At 74.5% G+C, this 14975-nt stretch carries 15 protein-coding genes; 5 read left to right on the top strand and 10 right to left on the bottom strand.

Going from position 1 to position 14975, the window contains the following annotated elements:
• Positions 1-82 precede the first annotated feature (82 nt).
• From IGS67_RS11055 to IGS67_RS11035, 5 genes are all read right to left on the bottom strand, one after another.
• Positions 83-592 (bottom strand): ATP synthase subunit B family protein, encoded by a 510-nt coding sequence (locus IGS67_RS11055; RefSeq protein ID WP_192280914.1) that lies wholly within the window; start codon positions 590-592, stop codon positions 83-85.
• Positions 589-1125: a pantetheine-phosphate adenylyltransferase gene (coaD, locus tag IGS67_RS11050; protein ID WP_192280911.1), complete on the bottom strand. Its 537-nt coding sequence runs from the start codon at positions 1123-1125 to the stop codon at positions 589-591. Before coaD ends, IGS67_RS11055 begins: the two co-directional genes overlap by 4 nt.
• 60 nt (positions 1126-1185) lie before the next feature.
• Positions 1186-1761, bottom strand: coding sequence for a 16S rRNA (guanine(966)-N(2))-methyltransferase RsmD (gene rsmD / locus IGS67_RS11045; RefSeq protein ID WP_192280908.1), 576 nt, complete (start codon positions 1759-1761; stop codon positions 1186-1188).
• 97 nt (positions 1762-1858) lie between these two features.
• Entirely contained in the window at positions 1859-4135 is a 2277-nt protein-coding gene (locus IGS67_RS11040) for an ATP-dependent DNA helicase RecG (protein ID WP_192280905.1), read from the bottom strand.
• Positions 4132-5691, bottom strand: a complete 1560-nt coding sequence (locus tag IGS67_RS11035; protein ID WP_192280902.1) for a DAK2 domain-containing protein — start codon at positions 5689-5691, stop codon at positions 4132-4134. The genes IGS67_RS11040 and IGS67_RS11035 overlap by 4 nt, the downstream gene beginning before the upstream one ends.
• 341 nt (positions 5692-6032) lie before the next feature.
• Here IGS67_RS11035 and rpmB point away from each other — a divergent pair, with 341 nt between their 5' ends.
• A complete protein-coding gene (gene rpmB / locus IGS67_RS11030; protein ID WP_102507850.1) occupies positions 6033-6224 on the top strand; it encodes a 50S ribosomal protein L28 in 192 nt (63 codons plus the stop codon).
• Between the two features lie 222 nt (positions 6225-6446).
• A complete protein-coding gene (locus tag IGS67_RS11025) occupies positions 6447-6968 on the top strand; it encodes a GNAT family N-acetyltransferase (RefSeq protein ID WP_192280899.1) in 522 nt (173 codons plus the stop codon).
• A gap of 66 nt (positions 6969-7034) precedes the next feature.
• Here the strand turns inward: IGS67_RS11025 and IGS67_RS11020 are convergent, their stop codons facing one another.
• Entirely contained in the window at positions 7035-8072 is a 1038-nt protein-coding gene (locus IGS67_RS11020; RefSeq protein WP_328742475.1) for a thiamine-phosphate kinase, read from the bottom strand.
• Positions 8073-8111: 39 nt separating this feature from the next.
• On the opposite strand from IGS67_RS11020, the gene IGS67_RS11015 reads away from it, so the two are divergent.
• Positions 8112-8615, top strand: a complete 504-nt coding sequence (locus IGS67_RS11015) for a DUF3515 domain-containing protein (RefSeq protein WP_328742473.1) — start codon at positions 8112-8114, stop codon at positions 8613-8615.
• Positions 8616-8670: 55 nt separating this feature from the next.
• On the opposite strand, the gene IGS67_RS11010 is transcribed toward IGS67_RS11015, so the two are convergent.
• Complete coding sequence (locus tag IGS67_RS11010) at positions 8671-9816, bottom strand: D-alanine--D-alanine ligase family protein (protein WP_235978097.1); 1146 nt, start codon at positions 9814-9816, stop codon at positions 8671-8673.
• Positions 9817-9903: 87 nt separating this feature from the next.
• Here IGS67_RS11010 and IGS67_RS11005 point away from each other — a divergent pair, with 87 nt between their 5' ends.
• Both IGS67_RS11005 and IGS67_RS11000 read left to right on the top strand, forming a co-directional pair.
• The gene (locus IGS67_RS11005) at positions 9904-11082 is read left to right on the top strand and encodes a trans-sulfuration enzyme family protein (RefSeq protein WP_192280896.1); all 1179 of its coding nucleotides are present in this window, start codon (positions 9904-9906) and stop codon (positions 11080-11082) included.
• Positions 11083-11184: 102 nt separating this feature from the next.
• Positions 11185-12492: an endonuclease/exonuclease/phosphatase family protein gene (locus IGS67_RS11000; protein ID WP_192280893.1), complete on the top strand. Its 1308-nt coding sequence runs from the start codon at positions 11185-11187 to the stop codon at positions 12490-12492.
• A gap of 7 nt (positions 12493-12499) precedes the next feature.
• On the opposite strand, the gene IGS67_RS10995 is transcribed toward IGS67_RS11000, so the two are convergent.
• From IGS67_RS10995 to IGS67_RS10985, 3 genes are read right to left on the bottom strand one after another with little or no spacing between them, the layout of a single operon-like run.
• Entirely contained in the window at positions 12500-12949 is a 450-nt protein-coding gene (locus tag IGS67_RS10995; RefSeq protein WP_192280890.1) for a DUF6191 domain-containing protein, read from the bottom strand.
• A gap of 4 nt (positions 12950-12953) precedes the next feature.
• Positions 12954-14003: an NAD(P)H-dependent glycerol-3-phosphate dehydrogenase gene (locus tag IGS67_RS10990; RefSeq protein ID WP_192280887.1), complete on the bottom strand. Its 1050-nt coding sequence runs from the start codon at positions 14001-14003 to the stop codon at positions 12954-12956.
• Positions 14000-14902 (bottom strand): lysophospholipid acyltransferase family protein, encoded by a 903-nt coding sequence (locus tag IGS67_RS10985; protein ID WP_328742468.1) that lies wholly within the window; start codon positions 14900-14902, stop codon positions 14000-14002. The genes IGS67_RS10990 and IGS67_RS10985 overlap by 4 nt, the downstream gene beginning before the upstream one ends.
• Positions 14903-14975: the final 73 nt, after the last annotated feature.

Below are 14975 nucleotides of genomic sequence, written 5' to 3'. Positions count from 1 at the left end.
AGGGTCGGGCGTGCGGTGGTCCACGATCGTTGCCTGCTGTTCGTCGGGCCGCACGCTGGATCGGCGCGGCGATCCTCCGATGCTAGTCGTTCGAGGCGGACGCGCTGTCATCAAGCCGCTCCGCCAGCTTGGCGCGGCCGGCCTGCACCTGGAGGACGAGCTTGCCGAGGTCGATCTCGAACTCCGCGAGACGCCGGTCGCAGTAGTCGTCGGCCTCGCGCCGCAGCGTGTCCGCCTGCGCATGCGCCTCCTCGACGATCCGCGCGGCCTCGGCGCGCGCCTGGACGACGACCTGCTCCTCGGCGACGAGCTGAGCGGCTCGCGTCCGCGCGGTCGCGATGACACGTTCTGCCTGCTCCTCAGCGTCCGCGAGCACGCGGTCAGCATCCGAGAGCACCTCGTCGGCGCGGTCGAGCTGAGCGGGCATCGCGGCCCGCAGGTCATCGACGAGCGCGAGCGCGTCGGCACGGTTGACCAGCACGGACGCCGACATCGGCATGGCGCGCGCGTGCGTGACGAGCGCGTCGAGCTCGTCGACGAGCGCGGGGAGGCTGGGGACCTCGTCCTCGGTGGGGTGCTGCTGCTCGGTCATCGGGGCTCCTCGGAGGGACGGGCGGTGCGGGGCCGGGCAGGGTCTGCGTCGGCGGCGCGTCGTGCGAGCGCGGCCCGCACGACGTCGCCGACGCCCGGCGGGACGAGGTCGTCGATCGGTCCGCCGAAGCGGGCGACGTCCTTGACGAGCGACGACGCGACGTGCGCGAGCGCGCCGTCGCCGACGACGAAGACGGTCTCGACGCCCGCGAGGTGACGGTTCATGAGGGCCATCGGCACCTCGGCGTCGTAGTCGGCGCCACCGCGCAGGCCCTTGACGACGACGGTCGCGCCGATCTCCCGGCAGAAGTCGACGAGCAGGCCGGGCACGGGCTCGACCCGCACGCCCGCGAGGCCAGCGACCGCGGCACGGGCGACGTCGAGGCGCTCGTCGAGCGTGAGGAGGGACGACTTCGAGGAGTTGCGGGCGACGCCGACGACGACCTCGGGGACGAGGCGTCGGGCGCGGCGCACGACGTCGAGGTGTCCGAGCGTGAACGGGTCGAACGACCCCGGGCAGACGGCGATGGTCACCTCTCCACGCTAGACCATGCCTCCGGCGACAGCCCGGTCCCCACGCGGCACCCGTCCTGCTCAGGCGGGCGCGTCGTCGCCATCGGGTCCCCCGTACCAGATGCTCGTCTCGCCGTAGTCCTTGTGAGCGATCTCGCTCCACCCGGTGGGCCACGTCGGAGGTGCGGTGCGCCGTGAGCGCTCGACGACGACGACCGCGCCGGGCGTGAGGGCGCCGTCGACCGCGAGCGCCTCGAGGAGCGCGTCGACGGTCGCGTCCGGCAGGTCGTACGGCGGGTCGACGAGGACGAGGTCCCACGGCTGCGCGGGCGGGTGCGCGACGACGCGCTCGGCACGGTCGACGACGACCGTGACGACGGCCGTGAGCCCGGTCGCGGCAGCGTTCGTGCGGCACACGTCCGCGGCCTGGCGCGACGCGTCGACGAGGACGACGGCCGCGGCGCCGCGGCTCGCGGCCTCGAGCCCGAGGGCGCCCGAGCCGGCGAAGAGGTCGAGGACCCGCGCGCCGTCGACGACGTCGTAGTGCTCGAGGCGCGAGAACATCGCCTCGCGCACCCGGTCGCTCGTCGGGCGCGTGCCCTTGGGCGGCACCTTGAGGCTGCGTCCGCCGGCGCGTCCGGCCACGATCCGTGTCACGGGAACAGCCTAGGGCCCGCGACGCGCAGCATCAGGCAGCCGGCGCCTCGGCCCCAGGGCCGGGCCGTGGCCGGGGACGCTGCAGACCGCGGCACGTTCAGCCGCGGTCGAGGAACGCGGTCTCGACGCCCCGGAGCCGCGCCTCGACCGCGGCCGCGAGCGCGGGGAACGCCGCCAGCGTCGGGTCGGCCGCGACGAGGTCCGTCGCCTCCTCGCGCGCCTCCGCGATGAGGTCCGCGTCCTTGACGACGCGCAGGAGCCGCAGCGAGCTCGCACCGCCCGACTGCGACGCGCCGAGGACGTCGCCCTCGCGGCGCACCGAGAGGTCGAGGAGCGCGAGCTCGAAGCCGTCGGTCGTGCCCGCGAGGTGCGTGAGGCGCTGCGCGGCGTCCGAGCCCTCCTCGGCGCGTGTCACGAAGAAGCACGTGCCGGGCAGCGTGCCGCGGCCGACGCGACCACGCAGCTGGTGAAGCTGGGAGATGCCGAAGACGTCGGCGTCGAGGATCACCATGACGGTCGCGAGCGGCACGTCGACGCCGACCTCGATGACGGTCGTCGCGACGAGGACCTGCGTGCGTCCCTCGAGGAACGCGGCCATCGCGCGGTCACGCTCGTCCGACGGCATCCGGCCGTGGAGCGTGCCGATCGCCGCGCCCCCGAGGACGGGCATGCCCTCGAGCTCGCGCACGACGTCCTCGACCGCGCGTCGCGCGGGCGGGGTGCCCGCGCCCGTGCTGCCAGCAGCAACGCCGTCGGGCGACGAGGCGCCCGACGACGTGCCGCCGCCGAGCTGCGCGGCGAGGTCGTCGAGCAGGTCGGCGCCGTCGGACGTGGCGTCGTCGCCCGTGATCCGCGGGCACACGACGAAGACGCGCTCACCCCTGTCGACGTGCTCGCGGGCGACCTGCCAGACGCGTTGCACCCAGGCGGGCCGGTCCGCCCACACGACGTGCGACGTGATGCCTGCGCGCCCCTGGGGCACCTCGGTGAGCGTCGATACCTCGAGGTCCCCGAAGACGGTCATGGCGACCGTGCGCGGGATGGGCGTCGCCGTCATGACGAGCATGTGTGGCACGTCGTCGCCCCGCGTGCGCAGCGTGTCGCGCTGCTCGACGCCGAAGCGGTGCTGCTCGTCGACGACGACGAGACCGAGGTCGGCGAACTGGACCCTCTCGGAGAGCAGCGCGTGCGTACCGACAACGATGCCCGCGCGGCCGCTCGCCGCGTCGAGCAGCGCCTCACGCGTCGCCGCGGCACCGAGCGACCCCGTGAGGAGCGCGACGCGCGTCGCACGCTCGTCACCACCGAGCAGGCCGCCCTCGGCGAGCGGGCCGAGGAGCGCCGTGAGCGTGCGGTGGTGCTGCTGGGCGAGGACCTCGGTCGGCGCGAGGAGGACCGCCTGCCCGCCCGCGTCGACGACCTGGAGCATCGCGCGCAGCGCGACGAGCGTCTTGCCCGAGCCGACGTCACCCTGGAGGAGCCGCTGCATGGGGTGGGCCCGCCCGAGGTCGGCGGCGATCTCGTCACCGACCTCGACCTGCCCCGCCGTGAGGTCGAACGGCAGACGGGCGTCGAGGTCCGCGAGGAGCGACGGGCCCTCGGCGCGCGGCCGCGGCACGGCCGAGAGGGCGAGCGCGGCGTGCCGGCGGCGGGCGAGCTCGGTCTGAAGGACGAGCGCCTCCTCGAAGCGCAGCGTGCGGCGCGCCCGGTAGGCGTCGGCGACCGTGGCAGGCGCGTGCACGGTGCGGATCGCGTCAGGCAGCGACATGAGACCGCGCCGCGCGCGCACCTCGAACGGCACGGGCTCAGGCAGGCCGTCGACGAGCGCGGGCAGGACGGCCCGCACCGCGCGCGCCGTCTTCCACGAGGGCATCTGCGCAGTCGCGGGGTAGATGGGGGTCGGCGGCATCTCGCCGAGCCCCTCGGCGTCCTCAATGACCTCGTAGTCGGGGTGTGTGAGCTGGAGGGCGCCGCGGTACTCGCTCACGGTGCCCGAGAACTGCGCGAGACGACCCGGCACGAGCCGCGACTCGTGCGGGCGCAGCGCGCCCGCGTGCCGCGCGAAGAACGACAGGTCGAGGCTGCGGGACCCGTCCGTGACGACGACCGAGAGGATCGCGCCCGAGCGCGCCCGCATGGTGCGGACCGTCGCGCGTTCGACCTGCGCGACGACCGTGACGTGCGCGCCGACCTCGAGGTCGGCGATGCTCGTGCGCTCACCGGGCTCGACGTAGCGCCGCGGGTAGTGCCGCAGGAGGTCGCCGACGGTCGTGAGGCCGAGCGTCGCGAGGCCCTTGGCCGTCGGCTTCCCGAGGACGCGCTCGAGCGGTGCGTCGAGCCCCGAGGCGTCGGCGGGGACCGCGAGCTCGCTCACAGGAGCCCCACCCGCAGGACCGTGTCGTCGCGGCCCGAGAAGAGCTCGACGACGTCGAGGCCGGGCCGGGCCTTGAGGTGCGCGCGGCACGTTGCGAGGTCGTCGGCGGGGACGCCGCCGCCGACGAGGACCATCGCGAGCCCGACGTCGCCGGGCTCGCCGAGGCTTGTGAGCCCCGCGGCGACGTCGGCCGTGCGGACGTCGAGGTCGCACCAGCGCAGCGCAGCGACCGCGGCACGCATGTCCTCGAGCGCCCGTGCCTCGTCGCCGTGCTGGCCGAGCGATTCCTCGCGCGCGGTGAGCGCGGCGACGACGTGGAGGTCGTCGGGCACGACGACCGCCTCGACTGTCACTCCAGGCATGCGGTGCAGGGACCTGCGCAGGGTCGCGACCGAGTCGGAGCGCAGCACGGTGACGATGTGGCTGCGGCCCGTGTCCTCGAGGACGCGCACGAGCTCCGACGGCGTCCACGGCCGGTCGGTGCGCGCGAGGACGACGGCTCCCGTGCCGGCGGCGTCCGCGAGCAGGCCGGGGCTCCTCACCCCGGCGACGACGCCGACGTCGCCCGGAGGGACGAGGAGGGAGCGGACGCACACCTGCCGGAGGCCAGCCCCCTCGGCCGCCTCGAGGGCTGCCGCCGGCGTGTCCGTGTGGACGTGCGCCTGCCAGACGCCGTCGCCGCCGACGACGACGACCGACTCGCCGACCGCGCGGAGCCGTGCGCGGAGCCCGTCGGCGAGGTCGCCCCCGTCGGTGTCTGCCTCGACGACGTACATGACCTCGAACGCACCGTCGGCCTCCCCTGCGGCGACCACGTGGCCCGGGTGCAGCGTGCCGACGTCACGGCGGCCGCCGGAGGCCGCGAGGTCGTCGGGCAGGTCGACGGCGGAGGCCGCCGCGTCGCGGGTGGCGGGGTCCGTAAGCGCGTCGCGCAGCGCCGCGAGGACGAGCGTGAGGCCGAACGCCCCAGCGTCGAGCACGCCGTGGTGGGCGAGGACGTCGAGCTCGTCGGGAGAGCCGAGAACGGCGGTCCGCGCGCCGGCGACGGCCTCCCGCACGACAGCGGCGGCCGTCGCTCCAGAGTCGGCGGCGGCACGCTCCGCGGCCGACGCCGCCGCGTCTGCGGCCGTGAGGATCGTGCCCGGGGCCGGCCGCGCGACCGCGGCGCGAGCCGCGCCCGCGCCCGTGCGGAGGGCGATCGCGACGCCCGCCGCGTCGAGGCCCGCGAGGTGCCCGCTCGGACCGTGGTCGCGCGTGGCACGCTCGGCGCCCACGGCGAGACCGCGCAGGAGCTCGGAGAGGATGATCCCGGAGTTGCCGCGCGCCGCGAGCAGCGCGCCGCGTGCGAGGTCCAGGAGTGCGCCCGCTGCGTCGTCCTCCGCGTCGTCGACCGCGCGCCGTGCCGCAGCGAGCGTGAGCAGCATGTTCGTCCCCGTGTCGGAGTCCGCGACGGGGAAGACGTTCGCCGCGTCGATCCGCTCGCGCGCTCTCTCGAGCGCGGCGACCGCGAGGTCGGCCCAGCGTCGGACCGCGGCGGCGTCGAGACGGGCTTCCACGGGGAGTCTCCTTGGGGTCGGGCGGACGCCTCCACGATGCCACGGCGGCGGGGCACCCGGCGTCCCGGAGCAGGCTTGTTGGCGAGGTCGCGTCCACGGTACGCGGCACGACCGACAACCGGCGAGACGCACGCCACAGGACATGTCCGTCCACGTGTTTGGGAGTGGCGGTGGCGATCAGGTACTCTGTTCAGGTTGCCCGGGACGACCCGGGCTCGGCGGTGCGCTCGACGCAGGCCCACGACTCCTCTTCGCAGGGTCGGGCCATGTCCAGGCCACGCCGCCTTCACGCCTCGGCCGCGTCCACGCGGCTCGCACGACCGACTATTTCAGGAGAGACAGTGGCCGCCAACTGCGACGTCTGCGCCAAGGGTCCGAGCTTCGGGCACTCCATCTCGCACTCGCACGTGCGTACCAAGCGCCGCTGGAACCCGAACATCCAGCGCATCCGTGCGATCGTCAACGGCACGCCCAAGCGCGTGAACGTGTGCACCTCGTGCCTCAAGGCCGGCAAGGTCCAGCGCCCTGCCTGAGCCCACGGCTTGACGAAGGCCCGCATCCCCCCCGGGGACGCGGGCCTTCGTCGTTCCCAGGTCCGTCGCGGCGGCGCCCGGTGCACGCTCCCCCGGGACGCGACGCCCCCCGAGCGGGTGACGTCGTTCTTTGACGACGATCGCACCGCCCCGTGGTGAACATCGCAGGTCCTTTGCCTCTCCTCGGTGGACCCATGACCGATCGGGTGGCAGTCTTGGCACATGGTGCAGGAGATGAACGCCCTGACGATCCGGACCGCGACGGTCGAGGATGCGCCCGCGGTCGCGCGCATCCACATCACGTCGTGGCGCAGCGCCTACGCGGGCATCGTCCCGGACGACGTCCTCGCGACGCTCGACGTCGACGTGCGCGAGCAGCGGTGGCACGGCTACCTCACCGACGCGCGCATCCGCACGTGGGTGGCAGAGGTCGCTGACCGCGCGATCGGCTTCGCGACGCTCGGCCCGGCCCGGGACGAGGACGCGGACGACGGCGACCTCGAGCTCTACGCCATCTACCTCTCCCCCGAGTCCTGGGGCACGGGCGCCGCGCGCGAGCTCATGCGGACGCTGCTCACGGAGGTCCCTGAGACCGCGCGGCTCACGCTCTGGGTCTTCGCGGACAACGAGCGTGCGCGTCACTTCTACCGCCGCCACGGGCTCGCGCCCGACGGCGTCGAGCGGCTCGAGGAGTTCAGCGGCACGCACCTCACCGAGGTGCGCTACGTCCGCACGAGATCCTGAGTCGTCGGCCGCCTCAACGCACGGCACTGCCTCTCTGATCGGAGCCCCTCGCTCCGTCCCCGGTCCTCAGTCCTTCCCCGGGCCGAAGTGGTCCCAACCGCCCCCGGCACGCACGGCACGACCCCCGACGGTGACTCTCGCACCGTCCGTCGGCAGCTCCTCGACGCGTCCAAGCGTCCGAAAGCCGTCGGGCAGCGCCACCCCGGGCGGGAAGGTCGCGAGCATGCCGTGATCCTCACCTCCCGCGAGCACCCACTGCGTCGCGTCCGCGCCGAGCGCAGCGGCGACGGGTGAGAGCAGCGCGACCTCGTCGGCGAGAACGTCCGCCGGATCGTCGAACGCGAGCCGCACGCCGCTCGCGGACGCGATCCGTCCGGCGTCGCGCAGCAGCCCGTCGGACACGTCGAGCATCGCGGTCGCGCCCGCAACCGCCGCGGCGCGACCGGCCCCGACCGGCGGCGACGGGACACGGAACGCGTCGAGCACGACCGCGCGCACGTCAGCCGGCACGCGGGCGTCGTCGGCGCGCCCCGCGTCGAGGAGCGCGAACCCCGCGGCCGAGCGACCCCGGACGCCCGCGTGCGCGACGACGTCACCGGGCCGGGCTCCCGAGCGCAGCACGGGCGCCCGGCCCTCGAGGTCGCCGAGGACGGTCACGGCGAGGACGACGAGCGGGCCGCCCGCAAGGTCCCCGCCGACGACCCCCGCTCCCCACGGCCGGCACGCGTCGTCGAGGCCGCGCGCGAGGTCCTCGACCCACACGGCGGGCAGCTCGCCGGGCAGGACGAGCGACACGACGAGACCCGTGGGGACGGCGCCGACGGCCGCGGCGTCCGCGAGGTTCTGCGCAGCCGCACGCCGACCGACCTCGCGGGCGCTCGACCAGGCCCGTCTGAAGTGGACGTCCTCGACGAGGACGTCGGTGCTCACGACGACCTTCCCATCGGGTGCCGAGAGGACCGCGCAGTCGTCCCCCGGTCCGACGAGCGCGGCGCCCGGCGCGCCGAGCAGAGGGACGAAGCGCGCGAGGAGCTCCGACTCAGAAAGGTCACCGACGAGCGTCAGCCGGTCGCGGCCCGGGCCGCGCGAGGTCACAGGTGTCACGCGCCCAACCTAACGGTGCCGGACGGGTAGCGTGGAGCCGTGCCTCTCCCCGACCGTCCGTCGTCCCAGGTCCCTGCGCACCGCCCGCACCCGCTCGCCGCTCTGTTCGCCGTCGCGGCCGTCGCCGCGCCGCTCGCGGCGTGCGCGCCGTCGATCTCGCTCACCGCGGCGCCCTACGCGACCGACCCGCTGTGCGCGTCGATCGTCCTCGCGGTGCCGGACAAGCTCGGGAACCTCGACCGCATCACCGCGTCCGCGCAGGCGACGGCCGCGTGGGGCACGACGGCGCAGGCCGTGACGCTCCGCTGCGGCGTCGAGCCGCCCGGCCCGACGACCGACCAGTGCCAGGCGATCGCGGACGTCACGGGCGCGAGCGTCGACTGGATCGTCGTCGAGGAGTCGCGGACGGGCGACTGGGTGTTCACGACGTACGGCCGCACCCCGGCCGTCGAGGTGCGCGTGCCCGCGGGGACGTCGGGTGCGGCCGTCGTCGACCTCAACCGCGCGGTGTCCGCCGCGCCGCAGACGCGACACTGCTACTGAGGCCCGCGCTGCGCTGCGCGCGAGGCTGGCGCGGCGCTGCGCGGGCGGCAGGGGCTCAGCGCAGTCCGGTGGGCCGCTCGAGGGCGAGCGTCAGCAGCTCGTCGATGAGCTCGGCGTAGCCGAGCCCCGACTCCTGCCACATGCGCGGGTACATCGAGAACGGCGTGAACCCGGGCATCGTGTTGATCTCGTTGACGATGACGTGCTCGTCGGGTGTGACGAAGACGTCGACGCGCGAGAGCCCCTCGCTCGAGAGCGCCTCGAACGTGCGCACCGCGACGTCCTGGACGGCGGCGACGACGTGCGCGGGCAGCTCGGCGGGGCACGAGAGCTCGACGTCGCCCTCGCCGAGGTACTTCGCGTCGAAGTCGTAGAACGCGCGGTTGGTATCGCGCACGACGATCTCGCCGGGCAGCGACGCGCGCGGACGGTCGCCCCCGTGCCCGCCGAGGACCGCGCACTCGATCTCGCGCCCGGCGACACCCTGCTCGACGAGCACCTTGGGGTCGTGCTCACGGGCCGCCACGATCGCGGCGTCGAGGTCGGCGAGGTCGTCGACCTTCGAGATCCCGAGGCTCGAGCCGGCGCGGGCGGGCTTGACGAAGAGCGGGAGCCCGAGCTCGGTGATGCGCGCGAGCAACGCGTCGCGCTCACGCTCCCACGCGCCCGGGCGCACGACGACGTAGGGTGCGACCGCGAGCCCCTCGGACTCGCAGACGACCTTCATGTAGTGCTTGTCCATGCCGACGGCTGACGCGAGGACGCCGGCACCGACGTAGCGGACGTCGGACATCTCGAGCATGCCCTGGAGCGTGCCGTCCTCGCCGAACGGCCCGTGGATGAGCGGCATGACGACGTCGACGGCGCCGAGCGCGCTCGGCACCTCGCCGGGCGTGAGAACCTGGACCTCCCGCGCGTGCGTGGCCATGGGAAGGACGACGTCGGCGTGCGACGCCTCGACCTCGGGCAGGCGGCCGTCGATGATCTCCCACGCCGCAGGGTCGTCGGCGGCGACGACCCACTGACCCTGCCGGGTGATGCCGACGGGGACCGGGTCCCAGCGCTCCCGGTCGATCGCGCGCAGGACGCCGGCGGCGGTCGCGCAGGAGATGGCGTGCTCGCCCGAGCGGCCTCCGAAGAGGACCATGACGCGGGGGCGGGTGCCGGGGACGGTGGCGGGGGGCGTGCTGTGCGTGTCCATCGCGGGCAAGCCTACCGCCGGACCACGAGACGGACCCGCGCCCGTCCCAGCACGCCCGGAGGGGTCGTGCGGGCGTAACCTGCGGGCATGACGACGCACGACGCCACGCCCGACCCCGCTCCCGTCGACGCCGCCGCGGCGCTGTCGCCCGCGACGCTCGCGGTCGTCGCCGGCCGCCCTGCGCCCGTCCAGGGTGCGCCCGTCAACCCGCCGGTCGTGCTGTCCTCGACGTACGTCTCGCAGGGGCCCCCTGTGCCCGGCGAGCGCCTCTACGCACGCATGGGCACAGAGACGTGGGAGCCGTTCGAGGAGGCCGTCGCGGCGCTCGAGGGCGGTCGGCACGGTGCGACGGTCTTCGGCTCGGGCATGGCGGCGGTCGCCGCGGTGCTCGCGCTCGTGCCGCTCGGCGGCGCGGTCGTCGTGCCGCGCCACGCCTACCAGGCGACGCTCGGCCTCCTCGACCAGCTCGCGATCGAGCGTGGGCTCGACGTGCGGCGCGTCGACGTCGCCGACACCGACGAGGTCACCCGGGCTCTCGACGACGCGGACCTCCTGTGGGTCGAGACGCCGACGAACCCCATGCTCGAGGTCGCCGACCTCCCGGCGCTCGTCGAGGCGGCCCACTCGCGGCACGTGCTCGTCGCGGTCGACTCGACGTTCGCGACACCTCTCGTCCAGCGGCCCTTCGAGCACGGCGCCGACATCGTCGTGCACTCCGCGACGAAGTACCTCGCGGGGCACTCCGACGTCGTGCTCGGCATCGCTCTTGGCGCGAGCGAGCACCTCACCGACCATCTCCGTGCCTACCGGACGTCGCACGGCGCGATCGCAGGTCCGTTCGAGGTGTGGCTCGCGCTGCGCGGGCTGCGGACGCTCGCCCTGCGCGTCGAGCGGGCCCAGGCCAACGCCGCGGTGCTCGCGGCGCGGCTCGCGGCGCACCCCGACGTCGTCGAGGTCCGGCACCCGAGCCTCCCGCAGGACCCGGGTCACGGCCGCGCAGCCCGGCTCATGGACGGGTTCGGCGCGATCCTCGGCGTACGGCCTCGCGGCGGCGCGGACGCCGCTGACGCGGTCGTCGCGCGCGTCGCACTGTGGACGCCCGCGACGAGCCTCGGCGGAGTCGAGTCGACGCTCGAGCGTCGCCGTCGATTCGGCACCGAGTCCGTCACCGTGCCCGAGGACCTCCTTCGCCTCAGCGTCGGCGTCGAGGACGTCGAGGACCTCTGGGCAGACCTCGACCGGGCACTGCGCGCAGCACAGGGCTGACGTCTCGTCCGGCGGCGGCCCCGCGGTCGCCAGCCCTGCCACCCCGTGTCGCGCACGACGGCCAGGGCCTAGACTCAGGTCCTCACCTCGAGAGGACCCACGATGCTGCTCGCCCGCGCCCGCCGACCGATCGTGCTCGTGCTCGCGACCGTCGCGGCACTCGTGCTCACGCTCCCCGCCGCGGCGCCCGCATCCGCCGCACTGCCCAAGGCCGGAGCGCCGTGGGTGACCGCGCAGTCGGTCACAGGCGGAACCGTGACCCTCAGCATCAGCTGGCCGCGCGTCAAGGGCGCCACCCGCTACGAGGTGGATCTCGTGGCCTCCCGCTCGGGCAAGGCTCTGAGCGGCGCCCAGATCACGCGGTCGTCCGCGACCCGGACCCGGAGCTTCGCCGCGACGAAGGGCACGACGCAGAAAGCCCGCCTCACGCGCCTCAAGCCGGGAACCGTCTACTGCGTCGTCGTGCGCGGGCTGCGCGGCCCGAGGACCGTCGGGCCGCGCAGCGCGCCGCACTGTCGGATGACGACCGAGCGCGACCGTGCCGCGACGAAGGGTCGCGAACGGCTCGCCGTCGCGACGTACAACGTGTGCTCGGGCTGCGCGTCCGGCAAGCTGCCCGCTTGGGGACCGAGCCGCGCCGCGCGGGTCGCCGACCGCATCGCACGGCTCACGGTCGGCACCTCGAAGCGTCGGGCCGACGTCGTGACGATCCAGGAGGGCGACCGCGCCCTCGCGGAGAACGAGGAGCGCGGCGACCTCGAGAACGCGCTCGCCGGCACGTTCACACGCGGCTGCAAGCCGGGCGACGGCACCGGTGACGCGTACGACAACAACGTCGGCGTGCTCCTGCGCGACGCGACGCTCACCGCCGTCCCCGGCACCGCGGGAGGCATGACCTTCGAGGCGTTCGACGACGACGCGACGCACGGCGCGTGCTGGGTCGAGGCCCGCTCCCGCGCCACGGGTCGTACGTACGCGTTCGTCGGGCTCCACGTCGACGAGCGCGCGGGGGCGGACGCCAACCGCAAGCGTGAGACGGCGGCGGTCCACGCCGCCGTGACGAAGGCCCTCCCGGGTCGGACCGTCATCTACGCGGGCGACACCAACTCGAGCCGCAGCCGCAACGTCGACGGTCCGCGAATCGCGCTCGCGGGCAAGGGGTACGACGACGCCTACGACGTCGCGCTGCGCTACCAGTCGCACCCGCACCAGAACTCGGCGATCGGCACGTCGGGCACGATGCGCACGTCGACCCTCTGGGGCGACCACATCGACCGCGTGCTCGTCCCCCGCGGCGTCACGGTGACGGCGTGGAAGGTCGACCACCGCCTCTCGAGCCGCACGCGCTACGCGACGCCCCTCGCGTCCGACCACGACCCGGTGATCGTCGAGCTCCGCCTGCCGCGCTGAGCCCGGGTCAGTCCCGGCCCGTCGGCGCGTCGGCGGCGCTTCCGGCTGTGCGTGAACCGGGGCTCCCGTTCCCGGTCCCAGTCCCGGGACCGATCCCGGTCCCGGCACGATCGTCGTCCGCGCGCGAACCTCCGTCCACCGCGTGGGCCGCTGCGGGCACCGCGGTCGACCGGCCCGGCAGCACGGCCGTGCCCGCCTCGAGGTCGACGCCGAACGGAGGCGCGGCGGCCCCGGTCTGCAGCCGGTCGTGGCGGACCCTCTCACGCTCCTCGGTGAGGGTCGTGCGCGAGGGCTGGAAGATCTCGAGCATCTCTCCGAGCATGCCCGAGGCGATGTCGCTGCCGGTCGTCTCGCGGCGTCGGTCGTCGTGGCGGGGCCGTCCGATGCGGACCGCCACGACGACGATGATCGCGGCAACCACGCCGAGCGCCACGACAAGGTCCTGCCACGCAGGCACGGCCCTACAGCCCTTCTGCCTTCTGCGGGCGGGCAAGCAACGCCCGCGCCATCTCGTCGACCGCGAGGCCGTCGTACAGGACGGCCGCGACGGCCTGCGTGATGGGCATGTCGACGCCGAGCGAGCGGGCAAGCTCGAGCACCGAGCGCGAGGACTTCACGCCCTCCGCCGTGCCGCCGGTCGCCGCGATCGCCTCCTCGAGCGTGAGGCCCTCGCCGATGTGCTTGCCGAGCGTGTGGTTGCGCGAGAGCGGCGAGGCGCACGTCGCCATGAGGTCGCCCATGCCCGCAAGACCCGGGAACGTCTCGGCGCTTGCGCCGAGAGCGCGCCCGAGCCGCGTGATCTCGACGAGACCACGCGTGATGACCGTCGCGGTCGTGTTGAGCCCGAAGCCCTTGCCCTGCGCGATGCCGACGGCGATCGCGATGACGTTCTTCACGGCGCCGCACAGCTCGACGCCGACGACGTCAGCGTTCGTGTAGGGCCGGAAGTAGGGGTTCGTGCACGCGCGCGCGACGAGGGCGGTCGCCTCCGGGTCGGTGCCCGCGACGACAGTCGCAGTCGGCTGTCTCTCAGCGATCTCGCGCGCGAGGTTGGGTCCCGAGACGACGACGACCTGCCGGGCCGGAAGCCCGAGCGCCTCGGCGACGACCTCGCTCATGCGGCGGTCGGTATCGAGCTCGACGCCCTTCATAAGCGAGACGGCAACGGCGCTCGCGGGCACGTGCTCGCGCAGGGTGGTGAGGGTCACGCGTGCCGACTGCGACGGGATCGCGACGACGACGAGATCGGCGCCGGCGAGCGCCGCCGCTGCGTCGGTCGTCGCCGTGATCTGCGCGGGCAGGCGCACGCCGGGGAGGTTGCGGGAGTTGCGGTGGTCGCGCGTGATCTGCGCGCAGACCTCGGACGACCGGCCCCACATGCGGACGTCGCAGCCGGCGTCGGCCATGACGACCGCGAAGGTCGTGCCCCACGCGCCCGTTCCGAGGACGGTGGCGCGGAGGGGGCGCTCGGTCTCCGTCGTGCCGGAGCTCGTGCTGTGCTCAGCCGTCATGAGTCCTCGCCGTCCGTCGTCATGTCCGGCACCGTCGTGCCCGGTGCGCTCGGGCCTGCTTCCATCGTGCCCGGAGCCGTCGTGCCCGGTGCCGCGTCGGCCTCCTCAGGACGTGGGCGAGGGGCGTCGGCCGGTGTCCCCCGGCTCGGGCCTACGGGGACCTGGATGGGATCGACCTTCGCGGCACGCAGGGCCGTCCGCATGTCGTAGCGCACCGCAGGCGGCTCCTCGCCGCGGATCTCGGCGAGGATCGTCGTGATCGCGTCCATGACGCGCTCGGTCGCCTCACGGAGCGTCGCGGCATCGAGCGAGCGGTCGTAGAGGTCGTCGAGCGGGACCGGCGGACCTGCGTGCACCGAGACATGCTTGCGCGGAAACGGGCGGAAGCGCTTGGAGTACCGGGGCAGGATGTCCTGCATCCCCCACTGCGCGACCGGGATGACCGGGACGCGGGCCTCGAGCGCGAGCCGCGCGACGCCCGTCTTCGCGGTCATGGGCCACAGGTCCGGGTCGCGCGTGAGCGTGCCCTCGGGGAACACGGCGACGCAGCGCCCCTCGCGCAGCGCCTCGATGCCCGGGGCGAGCGCATCGTGCGCGTGCGTCGAGTTGCGCTCGACAGGGATCTGACCGGTCGCGCGCAGGAGCGCCCCGACGACCGGCACCTTGAACAACGACGCCTTCGCGAGGATGCGTGGCGCGAAGCCCGCGTCGTACACGTAGTGCGCGAACGTCAGCGGGTCGATGTTCGACATGTGGTTCCCGGCGACGACGAAGCCGCCCGAGGCCGGCAGGTGCTCCATGCCCTGCCAGTCGCGGCGCGTCATCGAGCGCATGAGCGGGCGCACGAGACGCGCGACGTTGCGATAGGCGCGGTTGGCGCTGGCTGGATGCTTCGGCACGGGACGACATCCTACCGGGGCAGGCTCGTCCCGGGGCAGGGACGCCGCGACCCCGGTCGCGGCGGGTGCCAGG

Origin of the sequence: Flavimobilis rhizosphaerae (assembly GCF_014852685.1) — a bacterium.
In the GTDB taxonomy this organism is placed as follows: Bacteria; Actinomycetota; Actinomycetes; order Actinomycetales; family Cellulomonadaceae; genus Flavimobilis; species Flavimobilis rhizosphaerae.
This window is presented reverse-complemented; position numbering and strand designations above follow the sequence as displayed.

Bases quoted from the DNA above. Each gene is read 5' to 3' on its own strand.
- IGS67_RS11055 (WP_192280914.1), bottom strand. From the start codon at position 592: ATGACCGAGCAGCAGCACCCCACCGAGGACGAGGTCCCCAGCCTCCCC.
- IGS67_RS11000 (WP_192280893.1), top strand. From the start codon at position 11,185: ATGCTGCTCGCCCGCGCCCGCCGACCGATCGTGCTCGTGCTCGCGACC.
- IGS67_RS11025 (WP_192280899.1), top strand. From the start codon at position 6,447: ATGGTGCAGGAGATGAACGCCCTGACGATCCGGACCGCGACGGTCGAG.
- IGS67_RS11005 (WP_192280896.1), top strand. From the start codon at position 9,904: ATGACGACGCACGACGCCACGCCCGACCCCGCTCCCGTCGACGCCGCC.
- IGS67_RS11010 (WP_235978097.1), bottom strand. From the start codon at position 9,816: ATGGACACGCACAGCACGCCCCCCGCCACCGTCCCCGGCACCCGCCCC.
- IGS67_RS10990 (WP_192280887.1), bottom strand. From the start codon at position 14,003: ATGACGGCTGAGCACAGCACGAGCTCCGGCACGACGGAGACCGAGCGC.